This window comes from Actinomyces israelii DSM 43320, from assembly GCF_000711965.1.
Lineage (GTDB): Bacteria > Actinomycetota > Actinomycetes > Actinomycetales > Actinomycetaceae > Actinomyces > Actinomyces israelii.
The window spans coordinates 59,002-76,745 of the sequence record NZ_JONS01000016.1 but is presented as its reverse complement, the minus strand read 5'-3'; the positions used below and the strand labels follow the sequence as shown (position 1 = coordinate 76,745).

The window sequence follows — 17,744 nt, the reverse complement described above, 5'->3', positions numbered from 1 at the left end:
GCTCTACGTCCCTGCTGAGGCTGCTGTCGGGGCTCACCGAGTCCTCGGTGAGGCTCCGTGAGCCCTCAGTGAGGGCTCCGATACTCATGACGCCGCCTTTGGGCTGCCGCGGCCGGTGCGGCACGGGGCGTCGTCCTCGAGCCGTTCGACGGCCTGCTCGGCCAGGTGGCGGAGCCAGTGCCCGGCGCGCAGGTGGTCGGTGGACTCGACTGCCGGCTGGCCATCCACCAGGTGGTCCAGGACGTCGTCGGCTGCATCCTGCCGTCGGACAGGGTCGATGTCCGGGTCTGTGCTCAGCCAGGCCGTGAGCGAGTCCAGACCCTCCTCGTCCAGGATGGTGACGGTATCGACGTCGCGCTTCCTCACGACGTCGAACGTCCTGCTCCCGTGACCGTTCACGGCCAGCATGCCTCCGTCCTGGAGGGCGATCCGTCCCACCAGGTGCCGGCGGTCCTCCACCCGGGCGGCGGTGATCAGCACGACCCCGCTCATGCCTGCGCCCCTTCCTCGTGCGCGCAGTCGTCGTTGTGGTCGAGGTTCACGCCGAAGCGGGCGGCGAGGCGGACCAGACCCTTCGGGGTGACGCGGACCGTGTGGGTGGCGTGGACGTCACCGGTGCCCTGGTCCTCGTACTTGCCCAGGCGCACCCGCACGAGTCCGGCCTCGACGGCCCTCTGGTAGGCGCGCCACCGGCGGTGGCCCTTGGGCTTGTAGACCCACCCCATGGATTCCATGACGGTGAAGAGGCGGTTCCGGCCGGTCCTGGCGCCGGCGCGCACCAGGGTTTGAGCGACCGTTGCCACGGAGTAGTCGTCGCCCGAGGACAGGAAGTGGTCGAAGCTGCGGGCCTTCGGGACGAGAGCCCTGTTCTCGGCCTCGACCCGCTCGCGCCGGGCGCGCTCCTCCCTCAGGATGGCGGCCAGACGGGTGGCGCAGTCCGGCCCGGGCGGGGCGGTCTCGGTGGCGGCCGGGGAGACGGCGACGCTCATGCCGCGCCTCCCTCGTCGTTCCCGGCGGCGGCGATGACCTCCGCCTCCGAGGCCCGGCGCAGGGCGACGACTGCGGTCCGGCGGTCATGCCGCCCGTCCATGCTGAGGCAGACGCACAGGCGCCCGTGGCTGACATAGCGGAAGGCCTCGACATAGCCCGCCCCCAGCGCCAGGCGGAGCGCCTGGTCCTGGTCTGCGCTCCTGTCGCCGACAGACAGGTGCAGCGTCCATGCGGGCCTTCTGCCGGGCATGACGGCGGCCGTGGGGTTGCTGACCCGGAGCCCGAGCGTCTCCAGACGCTCGACCTCCGTTCGCATCGCGTCAATCGCCCCGACCAGGGGGCTCGCAGTAGTGGGGCTCGTAGTAGTACCGGCCATGGTTTGGACCTTTCTTCTGGGTCTCGCCCTCATCTGTCGCCACGGGTGAGGACGTCTCTTCTGGGGTGGGGGATCAGGGGCGCGGCGCCTCGACGGCTCGGCTCACGGACTGAGAGGGCATCGGCGTTGCGCGTCCGTCAGGCCTCCTCCGTGGGGCCGCGAGCGGCTCGGCGCGCCGGAAGAACTCGGATGCGGGCACGCCGAGCACCTCGCCGATGGCCGTCACGTGGCTGGTCCTGAGGTCGCCGGCCTTGAGATGGCGGCCGAGGTAGGCGCGCTTCACGCCTATGCGCCGGGCGAGGTCGGTGATGCTGACGCCCTGGCGCGCCATCTCGGCCCGGATCTCGGCCTCGACATCCATGCGGGAGCCTCCTCTCGAACGGTCTGTTCGCTTTCACGAACACCGATGCCTCAAGATTGCTCGTATTCACGCACGTTGTCAAGTCGTTGCTCTTGGGTGCTCGCATATGAGATCATTCTGCGATGGGACAGAAGCCGCTCGACTCGCACCCGATCGACAGGGCTCTTGCGCAGATCCTCGACGAGGCGCTGAGCACCTCGGACTACAGTCTTCGGGCGCTGTCTCGCGCCTCAGGGGTGAGGCTGACCAGGCTCGGGGACGTCCTCAGACGCGGCAAGTCGATGACCACCGGCGAGGTCGAGCAGATCAGCCACGCTCTCGGTCTGGTCGCGTGGGAGGTCGTCCAGGAGGCCGAACGGCGTATCGACACGCCCACAACGGCGGGCGCCGGTCACAGCTCGGCCGCATCCGCGCCGGGCGCCGTGGTCCCGATCGGGACGGGGCGGGCGGTGGTGGACCTGCCCGCGGACGCGCTGGAGCGGGCCGCGGCGCAGCACGTCAGAGGCGACGTCGAGGCCGAGGCCGACGCGTTCAGCGACCTGCCGTAGACGAGCGCTCCCCGGATTGCTGCGGCTCCGGCCGGGCCCCGTCGCTCCTGCGCGCGGCGGCGGGCCGGCTCGTTCGAGCGCGGCGAGCGCCCCGAGCGCGCCCGGCAGGTCCCGGATGGGGCACACTTGGCCCAGTCCGCGGAAGGATACGGAAGGATCCCCAGTGAGCCGCACGAACGTCGTCGCCGTCGTCGTCGCCTACAACCGTCAGGAGCTGCTGCGCCGGTGCCTCGACGGCCTGTCGGAGCAGACCGTGGCGCCGACGGGCACGGTCGTGGTGGACAACGCCTCCACCGATGACTCCCGCGAGGTCGCCTCGACCCACCCGCTGGGCGCACACGTCGTCGAGCTCCCCACCAACACCGGGGGCGCGGGCGGATTCGCCGCCGGCATCGCGCGCGCCCTCACGCGCTTCCCGCGGGCCGACTGGATCTGGATCATGGACGACGACACCGTCCCCACCGCGACCGCCCTGGAGGCCCTCGTCCGGGCCGCCGAGGCCTACCCGGGGGCCCCGGCGCTGCTGGCCTCCAGGGCCGTGTGGACCGACGGCACCGAGCACCCCATGAACCGCCCGCGCACCCGTCCCGCGCTTCCGCCTGCGCTCCACCGCCACGCCGCGCTGGTCGGCGCCCGGCAGATCCGCACCGCCTCCTTCGTGTCGATCCTGCTCGACGCGCGCGCCGTGCGCGAGGTCGGCCTGCCGCGCGCCTCCTACTTCCTGTGGAACGACGACTTCGAGTACACCTCCCGGATCCTGCGGGGGCGGATCGGCCTGTACGTGCCGGCATCGGTCGTGCACCACCTCACCAGGGCGCTGGGCTCCTCGGACGCCGACCCGGGGGAGCGGTTCCGCTTCGAGGTCCGCAACAAGATCTGGACCTTCCGCGACTCCGAGGGGCTCGGGGCCCTGGAGCGGGCGGCCTATGAGGCGGCCACGGCCCGCCGCTGGCTGCGCGCGACGGTGAGCTCGGCCGACCGCGGCGCGCTGTGGCGGGCGGGCCGCCAGGGCCTGCTCGAGGGGCTGGCGCGGCCCGCGGGCAACGCGGAGGTCTTCCTGGGCACGCCCGTCCAGGCCGACGTCGCCGCCGTCGAGGCCGCGGCCCGGGCCGCCGGAGAGGCCGGCGGCGCCGGTCGGCGCCGGAGCGCCGCCGAGGCGGACGACGGGGCGCAGGCCGCATCGAGCCCGCCGGAACACGCGGGCGCTGCGGACACCGATGCAGGTCCCGGTGCCGACTCCGACCCCGATGCGCCCGCCCCGCCGTTCAGCGTGCTGCTGCCGGTCTACCGGGGAGACCGCGCAGACTTCCTGCGCCGCAGCCTGGCCTCGGTCACCGTCGAGCAGACCCTGCGCCCCGACGAGGTCCTCATCGTGCGCGACGGGCCCGTGCCCGATGAGCTGGAGGACGTGCTCGCCCGCGCGCGCCGGGGCGAGCTGAGCGGCGCCGTGCCGGTGCGGGTGCTCGAGCTGGCCGACAACGCGGGCCTGGCGCTCGCCCTGGAGGCCGGACTGGCCGAGGCGACCCATGATGTGGTCGCCCGCCAGGACGCCGACGACATCTCCGTCCCCGAGCGCTTCGCCACCCAGCTGCCGCTCATCGCGGCCGGGTACGACCTGGTGGGCTCGGCCATCCAGGAGTTCGACGACGAGGCCGACGCCGGCGGCGTCATCCGCCGCCAGCCCTCGGATCCTGCCCAGATCCGCCGCGTCCTGGCCCTGCGCGACCCCTTCAACCACCCCTCGGTCGTCTACCGGGCGGCCGCGGTGCGCGCCGCCGGCGGCTACCAGCCCCTCGACCTCATGGAGGACTACTGGCTGTTCGCCCGCATGATTCACGACGGCGTGCGCGCCACCAACGTGCCGCAGGTCCTGGTGCGCTACCGGGTGGGGGCGGGCGCCTACGCGCGGCGCGGGGGCCTGCGCCTGCTGCGCAGCGAGCTGGAGATCCAGTCGAGGATGCGCCGCACCGGCATCACCACGGCGCCCCAGTACGCGCGCAACCTCGCGGTGCGCGCGGGCTACCGCCTGGTGCCGACCGCGGCGCGCCAGGCGGCCTACCGCGCCGCCCAGAGGGTGCTGCTCAGGCGCACGCGGTAATGCGGTACAAGGTCGCGTTCCCGATCTTCAGGACCGGCTCGAAGCCGTTGCCGGGCCGGATGCCGGACAGGCCCGGCTCCATCGGGTGGTTCAGGATGGCGCGGCCCTTGAAGTCCAGGACGTAGTCCACGCCGAGCTCCTTGATCGCGGGGCAGATCTCGGGGTTGAGACGCACCTCGTCGAGGCTGTCCTCCAGGACTTGCAGGGCCGGGCTCGTGGCGCTGTAGGAGGTCATGTGCCTGGGCAGCGTGTTGACGCCGGTGAGCGCGTAGGCGAGTGAGCCGCCTCTCCACGGGTCGGCCAGGACGACGTCGTCCGGGCCGAGCAGGTCAGGCAGCTGGTTTACGACGGCGAGCTCGTCGGTTGTCAGCAGGAGCGACTTGTCAGTCAGACGGAACGTTTGCCCCAGACTCTTGATGTTGTGGGACATCGCGGCGCTGCAGGGCCCCTGCCAGGCGAGCACGACGATGGCGACGACGGTCAGCGTTGCCCGGATGCCGGTCACCGTTCTGACGGCGTGCGCCGCGCGGGGCAGCGCAGGGATGATGGCGTCGGCGAGGGCGCACGTGCCGACGCCCGCCAGCGGCAGCGCCGTGACCATCATGAGCGAGATCAGGCGATTAGGGTCGGAGTACCAGAATCCTGTCAGGTTGTACCGCAGCTCACTGAACGGCTGGGAGACGTTCATGACATACAGCCCGCAGAGCACGGCGTGCAGCGCCGCCACCCACCACAGGCTCGGGCGGCGCCAGGCCGCGAAGAAGCCGACGGCGACCAGGAACGCCAGCAGCCAGACGATAGCGGTGGTGTCCGGCGCGCTCGTCACCGCCTCGCCGATACCCCCGGACACGGAGGTGTGCGGTGCCCAGTACGAGACGCCTCTGGAGGCGCGCAGCGAAGGAGCGGCGAGGAACCACGATCCCGCGGCCAAGACCACCGTCAGGACGCACGTCCGGACAGCTCGGAGCGCGTCATGGCGCGTCCTGGCGGAGACGGTCATGGACACGGTGCGGGCCGCAGCCGCAATCACCGCGGCCAGGATCGCGACGACGAGGAGCGAGGGATGCGCCAGCACCATCCCCGCGCATCCGCCTGCCGCCATGAGCCACGGGACCGCCCGGCGTGACAGCGGCATCCGTGGGTCGACGGCGGCCACCGCGGTCAGGAGGATGCCCGGAAGCACTGCGGTCGCCAGGAACACCGGGTACAGGATGCCCCAGGACAGGACGAGCAGCGGGAACGCCGGCGCCGCGGAGGCGAGGACGGCGGATGCGATCCGCCCGGCTCGGCGACCTGCCGTGAGGGCGCTCGTCAGCGCGATGATCCCGGAGGTCCACACGAGGCCGGCGACCGCGAACATGACGGCGTTGGTGGCCAGGGGGATACTCGTGGTACCCGATATGCGCATGGTGAGCGCCACAAGAGTATGCCAGGCCAGGGGGTAGATCGCTCCGTTGGAGACGACCATGTCGAAGCTCAGGGTCGAGGCGTTGCCGGTGTCGAGGATCCAGCGCACGGCGTTGAGGTGGAAGACCGCGTCATAGGTCTGGGAGAAGGCGTCCGGCGCCTTGATGAGCCGAACGCAGACCATCGTCATGAGGGCGGCCGAGAGCACCCACAGGCCGAGGTCGCCGAGCAGGTCGGAGGCGGCGCTCCGGCATCGGGCAGTCCACGCGCCCATGCGCCCAGGAGAGGGGGCGGGCGCCGCGGACTCCTTGGCGGCGGCCTTTGTTCTCGCGGAGGGCCCGTCGGCCGGGGCGGCGGGCTCATCCGAGGCGGCCTTGCCGGGCTCGGACGAGGCCCTCGCTCCGGGCCCGGCAGCGGGGATGCCCCCACCCCGGCGGGAGGCCAGGAGCGTGCTCGCGTGGTGCACGGCCAGAGCCGCCAGAACTGCGATGACGCTCACGCCCGCCACCGGGCCAGGGCCCCAGGCCAGCCCCACCATGGGGGCGATGATCCCGGTTCCGGCAATGATCGCCACAGACAGGGGCGGCGCCACTGCCACCGCTACTCGGACGGGGAGGCGGGCCGCGGCAGTGATGAGGCCGCCGGGTAGGTACAGCAGAACCGCTGCGACGAACAGGGGAAGCAGAAGATCGCTCCAGCTGGCCATGAGGATCCTTTCGGGCTGGCGGGTGTAGCCGCTCACTGAAGGCGCGGAAGCGCCTCAGACCCCGCCGAGGCGGGTGGGGATGGGACAGGTGGGGTAGACGTGAAACTGTTCGTGATTCTTGCTCATTGCCGCGGTGAGCATCACTGCTGTCTCACCGTGCAGATGTGATTGTAGTGCCGCGGGGCTGTGCCGTCTGAGTCTCTCCTCCTGCTGTCCCTGAACCTGCTCGGGCGCCCTGCACGTCGTGGGCTACTCGCAGGCGGTGATGCGGTAGAGGGCCGCGTCGCCCTGTTTGGCGACGAGCTCGAAGCCCGGGGCGGTGTCGAGGCGGGCGAATCCGGGGAAGGGCTTCTGGTTCGAGATCGTCTTGCCGGGGAAGTAGAGCGCGTAGGTGGCGCCGATCTTGTTGACCGCCGGGCAGACGGTGGGGTCCGTGGCGGCCTTGTTGAGCTTGTCCTGGACGATGTAGAGCTCGGGGTCGTGCCGGTGGAGCAGGTGCTTCACGCTGGTGTCGACGCCGGCGAGGGCGTAGGCGAGGGCGGCGCCCGACCTGGGGTCGACGGCGACCACGGCGTTCTTGTCGACCAGGCCCGGGAGCTCGTCGATCAGGGCGCGCTCGTCGGGGGTGAGCGAGGAGGAGCCCGGTGAGAACGTGTAGGTCTGCTCGAACAGCCACACCGTATTCGACATTGCGCTCGACAGCGGCCCGGTCAGCGCCAGGGCGGTGACCACTGCGGGGTAGGCGGCCCATCGCCACCACGACAGGACGCGGACACGCCTGGCAACACGCTTCGCAGGGATGAGACGTCGGCCCATCCCGAGCGCCCAGCGCGCGGCGATGAGCATGCCCAGTGCCGCCAGGGGCACGGCGGTGACCGGGATCAGAGCCGCCAGGCGATTGGAGTCGTTGTACCAGATGCCCACCAGGAAGAAGCGCTGGTTCGCTTCCGGAGTGGATCGAGCGATGACGTACAGGACGCTCGTGGTGGCGTGGAGGGCGGCCAGCCACCTGTACCCATCGGTTCGCAGCGCCGCGACGAAGCCGACGAGGGTCAGTACGGCGGGCACCCAGATCACCCATAGCTGTGCGGGTGTGGCGGTCACGGCCTCGCCGATGGAGCCGCTCGCCGCATAGCTCGGGCCCCAGATCGCCGCCCCCTGGGGCGGCCGCATGACGATCCAGGTGAGGACCAGGGCGGTCGCCAGGCCGCCGGCGGCGAGCCCCTGGCGGCGGAGCGCGCCCGCGGGGCGCTCGCCGGGTGGGGTGCGCAGGGTGGCGGCCAGCCTTGCCATGGTCAGGATGACGAGGGCGATCAGGAGCGTGGCGACGGTGTTGGGCTGGGTCAGTCCGAGACCCCCCACGCCGAGAACACCCACCGGCAGGAGAAGGCCGTTCGATCGGCTACCGGGCTGAGCGCCGATGGGCACCAGGTCGCGGGCGGCGGCCAGCAGCGCGGGGAGCAGGGCGACGGACAGGAAGTTCGGGTAGAGCACGCCCCAGTTCAGCAGGAGGAAGGGGAAGGCGGCGAAGCTGCCGGTCATGACCGCGGCGGTGAGCAGGGCCAGGGGGCGCCCGCGGAAGAGGATGTGCGTCAGCGTCAGGCAGCCGGAGGTCCACACCAGGCCCGCCACGGCCAGCACCATCGCATTGGTTGCCAGGGGGATGTCCGTCGCACCGCACAGCTTCATGGCCGCGGCGATGAGCGTGTGCCAGCCGAGTGGGTAGACGCTCCCCTCGGGGGCCTCCATGAGAAAGCGGAGCGACGAGGCGTTGTCCGTCTTGAGGATCCACTCCACGGCATTGAGGTGGAACACCGCGTCATAGGTCTGGGAGATGGCGTCGGGGGTGTTCAGGACGCGGCCCACGGTGTATCCGGTGAGGGCGGCCGACAGCGGCCACGCCACACACCAGGTGGCGACGGGGGCGGACTGCTGGTGGGGGCCCGCCGTTGGGCGCTCGGGGCGCCGCCTGGAGATCCAGAGCCTGGCCGCCAGGAGGGCGAGGCTCGTCAGCGCAGTGACCGCCGCGATCGGCCCCGGGCCCCAGGCCAGTCCCACCACGGGCGCCACCACGCCGGTCCCGGCGATGATGGCGATGGAGATCGCCGGCGCCATGGCGACGACGAGGGATGCTCGCAGCCTCGCGGCTGCGCCGACGAGAACGCCGGGAATGAACAGCAGCGCAGCGGCTGCGGTGAAAACAGGAATGAGTGAGGGCCACACGGAAGCAGAGTTTACGCTCACATCAGGGACATGCTTGCAAGGCCGGCCGGGTCGCCCCTATTCGCGGGTTGTGATGCGGTAGAGGGCCGCCCTTCCCCGCCCGGAGACGGGTGCGAAGCCGTCGACGGCTGGCGGGCTCGTAAATCCTTCGAAACCGTCCCGGGGCCGATCGCCTTTCCCGGGAAGTGGAGGACGTAGTGGGCGCCGGGGCTGCTCAGGGCGTCGCCCGCTCGCGGATCGATCGCAGCGAGGCGGAGCCTTGCGCCGACTATGCTGTGCGGGTCCACCGCGACGGCCTCGCCCTCGCCCACGAGATCAGGAAGTCTCTTGATGAGCGCCATCTCGTCAGATGCTGGGAGCGGGGAGTCCGCATTCATAATGTGTGCGGACTCGAGCCTGCGCAGGGCCTGGGAAGGCGACTAGTTGGCGGGACCGAAAAGGACCAGGACAGCCACGAGAGCGCCGTGGGTCACTCGCCGCCGACTGCTCGCCTCCCGGAGTCGAAGGGCGGGGTGCTGCCGCGCCGCCCAGTCGGCGACGGCGCCGACGACCGCGGGGACCGCCATGATCCGGACAATGGGCTGCCACTGTGGCGTTGAGGCGACGACCTTCCCAATAACGGAGCTTTCCCCGATGACGGCGCTCATGGCACTGTCGGGCTCCATGAGGCGGCCCTCCGTGGAGGCCGCAGCGCGACCCAGAGCCCGATGACGACGGGGACCAGGGCGGCGCTGGGCCCCCATGACCCACTCCACGGCATTGGGGCGGAGCACGACGTCGAAGGTCTGCGAGATGGCGTCGGGCGTGTTGGGCTCGCGCGCCACGAGCCAGGTCGTGATCAGGGCCGCGGCCCCCAGGGAAGGATGCAGACCGGGACGTCGGCCGGCGCCCGGCGCCGCGCCCGCGGCGCCGGGCGGTCGGGGTGAGATTGGACCGATCGCGCGGGGGCCGGTGCCCGATCGGCTACGATCGGGCTACTGCCTACGCTACGGAGGGACAATCACGGTGAACCACGACATCGTCATCGTCGGCTCGGGCCTGTTCGGCCTGACGGTCGCGGAGCGATGCGCCAACGAGCTGGGCCTCAAGGTGCTCGTCATCGACAAGCGTGACCACATCGGCGGCAACGCCTACTCCGAGCCGGATCCGAGAACCGGCATCGAGGTCCACAGGTACGGCGCCCACCTGTTCCACACGTCCAATGAGCGCGTGTGGGAGTACGTGAACCGCTTCACGTCCTTCACCCCCTACGTGCACCACGTCTACACCACCCACGACGGCGTGGTGTACCCCATGCCGATCAACCTCGGCACGATCAACCAGTTCTTCTCCGCCGCCTACTCCCCGGACGAGGCCCGCGCCCTGATCGCCGAGCAGGCCGGCGAGCTGGCGGGCAAGGACCCGGAGAACCTCAATGACAAGGGCATCAGCCTCATCGGGCGCCCGCTGTACGAGGCCTTCATCAAGGACTACACCGGCAAGCAGTGGCAGACGGACCCCAAGGACCTGCCCGCCTCCATCATCTCGCGCCTGCCCGTGCGCTACACCTACGACAACCGCTACTTCAACGACACCCATGAGGGCCTGCCGACCGACGGCTACACCGCCTGGCTGGAGAAGATGGTCGACCACCCCGATATCGAGGTCGCCCTCGGAGCGGACTTCTTCGACGAGTCCCAGCCCTACAACAGGGCGGCGCTCAGGGGGAGGGTCCCGATCGTCTACACCGGGCCCCTGGACCGGTACTTCGACTACTCGGCGGGCGCGCTGAGCTGGCGCACCATCGACCTGGCCACCGAGTACCCCGACACCGGGGACTTCCAGGGCACGAGCGTCATGAACTACCCGGACGCCGACCGCGAGTACACCCGCATTATCGAGCCGCGCCACTTCCACCCCGAGCGCGACTACCCCGCGGACAAGACCGTCATTATGAAGGAGTACTCGCGCTTCGCCGAGGAGGGCGACGAGCCCTACTACCCGGTCAACACCCCGGAGGACCGCGAGAAGCTGCTCGCCTACCGCGAGCTCGCCGCGGGGGAGCAGGGCGTCGTCTTCGGCGGACGCCTGGGCACCTACAAGTACCTGGACATGCACATGGCCATCGGCTCGGCCCTGTCGGTGTTCGACAACAGGATCGCCCCGCACTTCCGGGACGGCGCCGCTCTGAACGGAGAGGGGATCGAGGCATGAGCACCACCACACGCGTTCTGCAGAGGTTCGTCCTGCCCGCCGACGGCGACTCCGACATCCTGCCGCTGTACGCCGAGGGCGAGATCATCTCCGTGGCTCCCGTCACCAAGGAGGACCGCGATGACGAGACCGCCCAGATCGGCATTGCGGAGACCACGCACCAGAGCCCCGGCCAGATCGTCTCGCGCTACAGCTACCGGATCCCGGCCCAGAGCCGCTCCTCCTTCGGCACCTACTTCAACGCCTTCCCCGCGGCCTACTGGCGGCGCTGGACGATCGTGGAGCGGGTGATTCTGCGGGTGACCGTCTCCGGCTCAGGCTCCGTGATCGTCTACAAGTCCAATGCCCGCGGCGCCTCGCACCGCGTCGACTCCGCCCGCATCGCCCCCGAGCCCTCCGAGCTGGTCTTCGAGCTCTCGCTCAACACCTTCGGCGACGGCGGCTGGTACTGGTTCGACGTCGCGGCCGACTCCGAGGACGCCGTCGTCGAGGCCGCCCGGTGGGAGGCGCAGGTGCCCGCCGAGACCCCCCGGGGCAGGGCGACGATCGGTATCACCACCTACAACCGCCCCACCGACTGCGCCACTGTGCTCGGCCAGCTGGGCGCCTCCGACACCCTCCCGGAGGTGCTCAAGGAGGTCGTCGTCGTCGACCAGGGCAATAAGAAGGTCGTCGACGACGACCGCTTCCCGGCCGCCCGCGAGTCCCTAGGGGCGGGCCTGCGCGTGATCAACCAGCCCAACCTCGGCGGCTCCGGCGGCTTCTCGCGCGGCATGTACGAGGCCATGGAGGGCGGCGCCGACTACGTCCTCCTGCTCGACGACGACGTGCGCGTCGATCCCGAGGGCATTGTGCGGGCCGTGGCCTTCGCGGACCTGGCCCGCGTGCCCACGATCGTGGGCGGGCACATGTTCTCCATGTATGAGCGCACCATGCTGCACGCCTACGCCGAGCACGTCCAGCCGTGGCGCTTCTGGTGGGGGGCGGTCAAGGGCACGCGGCCGGACCACGACCTGGCCACCGCGCCGCTGCGCACCACGGCCTGGCTGCACCAGCGCGCCGACGCCGACTACAACGGCTGGTGGATGTGCCTGATCCCGACATCCGTGGTCCGGAGGATCGGCCTGAGCCTGCCCTTCTTCATCAAGTGGGACGACTCGGAGTACGGCCTGCGCGCCCGGGGCGCCGGAGTGCCCACAGTCTCCTTCCCCGGTGCCGCCGTGTGGCACGTGCCGTGGACGGACAAAGACGACTCGCTGGACTGGCAGGCCTACTTCCACGAGCGCAACCGCCTGGTGGCGGCCCTCATCCACTCCCAGTACAAGCACGGCGGGCACGTCGTCACCGAGTCCATGCAGGGCCAGATCAAGCACCTGCTGTCCTCCCAGTACTCGGTGGTCGAGCTGCGCCTGAGGGCCATTGAGGACATCCTCACCGGCCCCGGGCACCTCCAGGCGGGGATCTCCACGATCGTGCCCAAGGTGCGCGCCCTGCGCTCGGACTTCGACGACGCCATCGTCGAGAAGGATCCCGACGCCTTCCCCGAGGTGCGCCGCGAGAAGCTGCCCCGCAGGGGCGAGGACCTCGGCTACCCCAAGACCGTTGTGGGCCGCATCGCCATGGCCGCCAAGGGCTCCGTCAAGCAGATCCTGCCGGTCAAGACGATGTCCCTGGACCATCCCGAGGCGCGCGTGCCGTGGTCCCAGGCCCGCTGGTGGATGCTCTCCCAGTTCGACTCCGCGATCGTGTCCAACTCCGAGGGCTCGGGCGCCTCCTGGTACCACCGTGATCCCGCTCGTTTCCGCGAGCTGCTGGCGCGCTCGATCGTCCTGCACCGGCGCCTGCGCCGAGAGTGGGAGGAGCTTCACGCCGAGTACCAGGCGAGCGTCGGCGAGGTCGTCAGCCCCGAGGCATGGGCCCGGACCTTCGGTATCGCCGGGAACGAGGCGCGCCCCGACGTGGTCGCGGCCACGGAGGAGTCCCGGTGACTCAGGCTGTTGCGGTCGGGGACGATGAGCTCATCGTCCCCGGCCACTCCAAGGGTCTGCTCGACGTCTTCCGCCAGCGCTACCTGCTGTCACTGATCGTCAAGAAGGAGCTGCGGATCCGCTACCACGGGTCCGTGCTGGGCATGGCCTGGTCCTATATCAAGCCGGCCGTCCAGTTCGTCGTCTACTTCCTGGCGATGGGGGTCTTCCTGGCTCTCAACAAGTCGCTGTACGCATACCCGATCTACCTGTTCTCCGGGATGGTCGTCATCACCTACTTCTCGGAGGTGATGGGCAATGCGACGCGCACGCTCATCTGGAACGCGGCCCTGATCAAGAAGATCTTCCTGCCGCGCGAGATGTTCCCGGTGGCGAGCGCCTACGTGGCCGTCGTGCACTTCGTCCCCCAGCTGGTCGTGCTGCTGGCGGGATCCCTCTACTACGGCTGGAGGCCCACGCTCCTGGGGCTGGCGGCCATTGCCGTCGGGTTCTTCATCGTCACCTTCGCGGCCCTGGGCCTGGGGCTCATCTTCGGCTGCCTCAACGTCTTCTTCCGGGACTCCGAGAACCTGGTCGACCTCATCCTCATGATCGCCACCTGGGTCTCGCCGGTCCTCTACCCGGCGGACAAGGTCAAGGACGCCGTCCCGGAATGGATATGGCACGTCTACCAGGCGAACCCGGTGACCGTGGCCGTCGAGCTGTTCCACTACGGGTTCTGGTCCACCGCCACTGGCCAGTCCGTCCCCGGGATCGGCTCCTTCCTCGTGCTCACCCTCATCGGCCTGGTCGGCTCGCTCATCGTCCTGGGCCTGGGGCAGCTCGCCTTCAAGCGCACCGAGGGCAAGTTCGCGCAGGAGCTGTGATGGACACACGCATTGAGATCGCCGGGGTGACCAAGGAGTTCACCCTGCGGCACCGCCGCTCGCTCAAGGAGCTCGTCGTCGCCGCCGTGCGCAGGCAGGACCTGGGCATCAACACCTTCAAGGCCCTCGACGGCGTCACCTTCGACGTCCACCAGGGCGAGACCGTGGCCCTGCTGGGCTTCAACGGCTCGGGCAAGTCCACCCTGCTCAAGCTCATCTCCGGGGTGCTGCGCCCCGACGGCGGCCGGGTCCGCACCCGCGGGCGGGTCGCGGGCCTCATCGAGGTCGGGGCCGGGTTCCACCCCGACCTGACCGGCCGCGAGAACGTCTTCCTCAACGGCGCGATCCTGGGCATGACCAAGAAGCAGATCGAGGACGCCTACGACTCGATCGTGGACTTCTCGGAGATCCCCGACTTCATGGACACCGAGGTCAAGTTCTACTCCTCGGGCATGTTCCTGCGTCTCGCCTTCGCCGTCGCCGTGCACTCCGACCCGGAGGTCTTCCTCATCGACGAGATCCTCGCGGTGGGGGACGAGCCCTTCCAGCGCAAGTGCCTGGACGAGATCCGCGGGCTGTCCGACCAGGGCAAGACGCTGGTCATCGTCAGCCACGACCTCAATATGGTCTCCGACCTGTGCGAGCGCGGGGTCCTGCTGGAGAAGGGCGTCAAGGTCGCTGACGGGCCCTCCAAGGACGTCGTGCGCCGCATGCGCGGGGAGTGAGAGCCAGTGAGAGCCAACCCGGCCGCCGTCGATGACGACCTGCCGCAGAGCGGCCCTGTCGCAAGCGGGGCCCTGGGATCATGAGCTCCGTCGTGGCGCAGCGTCCCAAGTCGCAGGACATTGAGACGAGCGAGGCGACCGAGGCGAGCGAGTCCCCGCGGCCCACCGCGGCCCGCGGGCGCGCCCCGGTCAGGATCTGCAGGAGGGTCTTCCGGCGGCGGCCCGCGAAGCCCGGTCGGCGCCTCGACATCCAGGGGCTGCGGGCCGTGTGCATGATCCAGGTGCTCGGCTTCCACGCCTGGCGGATCGGCTCGCCGATCGGCGTGGACGCCTTCATCATGATCTCGGCCTACCTCATGACCGGGGCATTCGTCCGCCGTGCCGAGGCCGGCCGCACGCCCTGGGTCGTCGAGCGCTGGCTGCACACGTTCAAGCGGCTCATGCCCCCGCTGGTCGTCACCGTCCTGATCACCGTTGCGGCCTCGCTGCTCGTCCTGCCCCGCAACCGGTGGATCGAGGTGCTCGTGCAGGGCGCCGCCTCGGTGACCTACTGGCAGAACTGGCGGCTGGCCGCCGTCAGCGCCGACTACTTCGCCGACAACCACGCCGTCTCCTCGCCATTGCAGCACCTGTGGTCCATGTCCATGCAGGGGCAGGTCTTCCTGCTGTGGCCGGTCCTCATGGCCGTGTGCGCCGGATTCGCCTCGCTCATGCGCCTGTCGGTGCGTCGCGTCGTGGCGGTGGCCTTCGCCGCGCTGGCGGCGGTCTCCCTGACGTGGCTGATCACGGCGGCGCCCGCCGACGGCTCGGTCTACTTCGACACCCGGGCCCGCATCTGGGAGTTCGCCCTGGGCTCCGCGATCGCCGCGGCGGCGCCGCGGCTGCGACCCCGCCGCGCCTGGGCGCGGTGGCTGGCGTCGTGGCTCGGTCTGGGCGCCCTCGTGCTCTTCTGCCTGGTGAGCATCGGGACCTACCCCGGTCCCATGGCGGCGGTGCCCATGACGGCGGTCGCGGCCATCCTCCTGTGCGACACCGGGCCCAGGGGCGGCACGGTGTCCCACCTCCTGTCGTGGCGTCCGCTGGTCGCCCTCGGCGACTGCTCCTACGCCGTCTACCTGGTGCACTGGCCGCTGTTCGTCCTGTACCTGACGGCGACGGATCAGGAGACCTTCGACCTGCGCACCGGCGCCACCCTCATCGCCATCGTGCTGGTGGCGGCCACGATCATGACGTGGGGCGTGGACCGTCCCGCCCAGACCTTCCCCCGCTCGGGCCGCAGGCTGGGCATTCAGGCCGCCATGGTGGTCACCAGCCTGGTGGTGGGAGGGATCCCGCTCGGCGTGGCCGGGGGCGCCATCGCCTACCAGCGCGAGCAGGAGATCGCCCAGCAGATTGAGGTGGGCGTGGACCCGGACCACCCGGGCGCCCTCGCGCTCGGCAAGGGCCAGGCGAGCGAGTGGACGAAGTCTCCGGTTCCCGGCCCCCTGGCCGTGACCGCCGAGTGGGTGTCCCTGTCGGGCACCGAGTGCGACGAGGACGTGACCGAGCGCGTCGACAGCGAGAACTCCTCGTGCCGGCGCCTGCCGTCGTCCTCCGACGGCCCGGTCAGGGCCGTCGTCGTCGGGGACTCGCACGCGGCCCAGAACATCGTTCCCACCCTGCGCCTGCTGCACGACACCGAGGACTGGGACATCACGGCCTACCTCAAGGGCGCCTGCTCCTTCGGCCTGCCCGAGTACTACAAGGGCAGCTGCCGGGACCGCAACAGCGTCGCCCTGGAGCAGATCGAGGCCGATCCCCCCGACGTCGTCGTGCTCCAGACCACGGAGACCGCCAAGGACTCGTCCTCGGAGGTGCTGCGGCCCGGGATCAAGAGGCTCGTGGAGCAGCTCACCGGTGAGGGCATCGCCGTCATCGGCTTCCGCGACAACCCGCGCTCGGACAAGAGCCTGTACGAGTGCGCCAGCACGGTCGGCCCCGAGACGATGGTCGGCGGCTGCGTCTTCCCGAAGGAGGACGTCATGGCCGCCGAGGACCCGGCGAAGCTCTTGGAGGAGATGCCGCTCTTCCACCAGATCGACGCCGGCGACATGCTGTGCCCCGGCGACGTGTGCGGCACGATCATCGGCGACGTGTTCGTCTACATGGACGACAACCACGTCTCGGCCACCTACTCGCGCACCATGGCTCCCGAGCTCGCCTCGCGCATCAAGCAGGCCATGGGCATCGAGCAACCGGGGTGACAGCGGGCCCCCGCAGATCCGTCTACTGCCCCCGGGCGGCGTACGCGGCCTCGACCCCGGCCTTGAGGGGGCGCCACCAGGCCTCGTTGTCCCGGTACCAGTCGATGGTGGCCCGCAGGCCCGAGCGGAAGTCGGTGTACCGGGGGGACCAGCCGAGCTCCTCGACGAGCTTGGAGCTGTCGATGGCGTAGCGCATGTCGTGGCCGGGGCGGTCGGCCACGTGGTCGTAGTCGTCCGGGTCGCGGCCCATGAGCTCGCAGATGAGCTCGACGACCTCCTTGTTGCTCTTCTCCCCGTCGGCGCCGATGAGATAGGTCTCGCCGATGCGGCCCCGCTCGATAATGTCCCACACGGCGTCATTGTGGTCGCGCACGTGAATCCAGTCACGCACATTGGCCCCGGCGCCGTAGAGCCTGGGCCGCACCCCGTCGATGAGGTTGGTGACCTGACGGGGGATGAACTTCTCGACGTGCTGGTAGGGCCCGTAGTTGTTCGAGCAGTTGGAGATCGTGGCCTCCACCCCGAAGGACCGCACCCAGGCCCGCACCAGCAGGTCCGAGCCGGCCTTGGAGGAGGAGTAGGGCGACGACGGGTTGTACGGGGTGGTCGGGGTGAACCTGGCCGGGTCGTCGAGCTCGAGGTCGCCGTAGACCTCGTCGGTGGAGACGTGGTGGAAGCGCACCTTGTGGCGGCGCACCGACTCCAGGAGGGTGAAGGTTCCCACCAGGTTGGTGCGGATGAAGGGGGAGGGGTCCCGCAGGGAGTTGTCGTTGTGGGACTCGGCGGCGAAGTGGACGACGACGTCGGCGGCCGCCACCAGCGGGTCCACCGCGCTGGCGTTGGCGACGTCCCCGACGATGAGGCTCACCCGGTCGCCCAGGCCGGCCAGGGAGCCCCTGTTGCCGGCGTAGGTGAGCTTGTCGAGCACCGTGACCCTCGCGTCGGGGTGGCGTACGAGGGTCTGGTGGACGAAGTTGGCGCCGATGAAACCGGCGCCGCCGGTGACGAGAATGCTCATGG

15 protein-coding genes are annotated in these 17,744 nt (G+C 70.3%); 7 read left to right on the top strand and 8 right to left on the bottom strand.

Annotation, left to right across the window (positions count from 1 at the left end; all coding sequences use genetic code 11):
* Positions 1-84: 84 nt before the first annotated feature.
* From O145_RS07330 to O145_RS07315, 4 genes are all read right to left on the bottom strand, one after another.
* On the bottom strand, positions 85-492 hold the full coding sequence (locus O145_RS07330) for a hypothetical protein (protein ID WP_043561781.1): 408 nt from the start codon (positions 490-492) through the stop codon (positions 85-87).
* The gene (locus O145_RS07325) at positions 489-989 is read right to left on the bottom strand and encodes a phage antirepressor KilAC domain-containing protein (RefSeq protein ID WP_052374807.1); all 501 of its coding nucleotides are present in this window, start codon (positions 987-989) and stop codon (positions 489-491) included. The genes O145_RS07330 and O145_RS07325 overlap by 4 nt, the downstream gene beginning before the upstream one ends.
* The gene (locus O145_RS07320; protein ID WP_156966646.1) at positions 986-1,366 is read right to left on the bottom strand and encodes a hypothetical protein; all 381 of its coding nucleotides are present in this window, start codon (positions 1,364-1,366) and stop codon (positions 986-988) included. Before O145_RS07320 ends, O145_RS07325 begins: the two co-directional genes overlap by 4 nt.
* 73 nt (positions 1,367-1,439) lie before the next feature.
* Positions 1,440-1,727, bottom strand: a complete 288-nt coding sequence (locus O145_RS07315) for a helix-turn-helix domain-containing protein (RefSeq protein ID WP_043561775.1) — start codon at positions 1,725-1,727, stop codon at positions 1,440-1,442.
* Between the two features lie 122 nt (positions 1,728-1,849).
* Here O145_RS07315 and O145_RS07310 point away from each other — a divergent pair, with 122 nt between their 5' ends.
* The gene (locus O145_RS07310) at positions 1,850-2,275 is read left to right on the top strand and encodes a hypothetical protein (RefSeq protein ID WP_043561773.1); all 426 of its coding nucleotides are present in this window, start codon (positions 1,850-1,852) and stop codon (positions 2,273-2,275) included.
* A 163-nt stretch (positions 2,276-2,438) separates the two neighbouring features.
* Positions 2,439-4,373, top strand: a complete 1,935-nt coding sequence (locus O145_RS07305) for a glycosyltransferase (protein WP_043561770.1) — start codon at positions 2,439-2,441, stop codon at positions 4,371-4,373.
* Here the strand turns inward: O145_RS07305 and O145_RS07300 are convergent.
* The 3 genes from O145_RS07300 to O145_RS16420 all read right to left on the bottom strand — a co-directional run bounded on the left by O145_RS07300 (position 4,357) and on the right by O145_RS16420 (position 9,533).
* A complete protein-coding gene (locus tag O145_RS07300; protein WP_043561768.1) occupies positions 4,357-6,486 on the bottom strand; it encodes a DUF6541 family protein in 2,130 nt (709 codons plus the stop codon). The genes O145_RS07305 and O145_RS07300 overlap by 17 nt on opposite strands.
* 249 nt (positions 6,487-6,735) lie before the next feature.
* A complete protein-coding gene (locus O145_RS07295) occupies positions 6,736-8,709 on the bottom strand; it encodes a DUF6541 family protein (protein WP_043561765.1) in 1,974 nt (657 codons plus the stop codon).
* Positions 8,710-9,128: 419 nt separating this feature from the next.
* Positions 9,129-9,533: a hypothetical protein gene (locus O145_RS16420; protein WP_052374805.1), complete on the bottom strand. Its 405-nt coding sequence runs from the start codon at positions 9,531-9,533 to the stop codon at positions 9,129-9,131.
* Positions 9,534-9,714: 181 nt separating this feature from the next.
* Here O145_RS16420 and glf point away from each other — a divergent pair, with 181 nt between their 5' ends.
* From glf to O145_RS07265, 5 genes are all read left to right on the top strand, one after another.
* Positions 9,715-10,902, top strand: coding sequence for a UDP-galactopyranose mutase (gene glf, locus O145_RS07285; protein ID WP_043561762.1), 1,188 nt, complete (start codon positions 9,715-9,717; stop codon positions 10,900-10,902).
* Positions 10,899-12,890, top strand: coding sequence for a glycosyltransferase (locus O145_RS07280; protein ID WP_043561760.1), 1,992 nt, complete (start codon positions 10,899-10,901; stop codon positions 12,888-12,890). Before glf ends, O145_RS07280 begins: the two co-directional genes overlap by 4 nt.
* Positions 12,887-13,756 carry an ABC transporter permease gene (locus tag O145_RS07275; protein WP_043561758.1) on the top strand — a complete coding sequence of 290 codons (870 nt, stop codon included), beginning with the start codon at positions 12,887-12,889 and terminating at the stop codon, positions 13,754-13,756. Before O145_RS07280 ends, O145_RS07275 begins: the two co-directional genes overlap by 4 nt.
* On the top strand, positions 13,756-14,481 hold the full coding sequence (locus O145_RS07270; protein ID WP_043561757.1) for an ABC transporter ATP-binding protein: 726 nt from the start codon (positions 13,756-13,758) through the stop codon (positions 14,479-14,481). Before O145_RS07275 ends, O145_RS07270 begins: the two co-directional genes overlap by 1 nt.
* Positions 14,482-14,561: 80 nt before the next feature.
* A complete protein-coding gene (locus O145_RS07265) occupies positions 14,562-16,724 on the top strand; it encodes an acyltransferase family protein (protein ID WP_229118418.1) in 2,163 nt (720 codons plus the stop codon).
* Between the two features lie 22 nt (positions 16,725-16,746).
* On the opposite strand, the gene rfbB is transcribed toward O145_RS07265, so the two are convergent.
* Positions 16,747-17,742, bottom strand: coding sequence for a dTDP-glucose 4,6-dehydratase (rfbB, locus tag O145_RS07260; protein WP_043561849.1), 996 nt, complete (start codon positions 17,740-17,742; stop codon positions 16,747-16,749).
* Positions 17,743-17,744 lie beyond the last annotated feature (2 nt).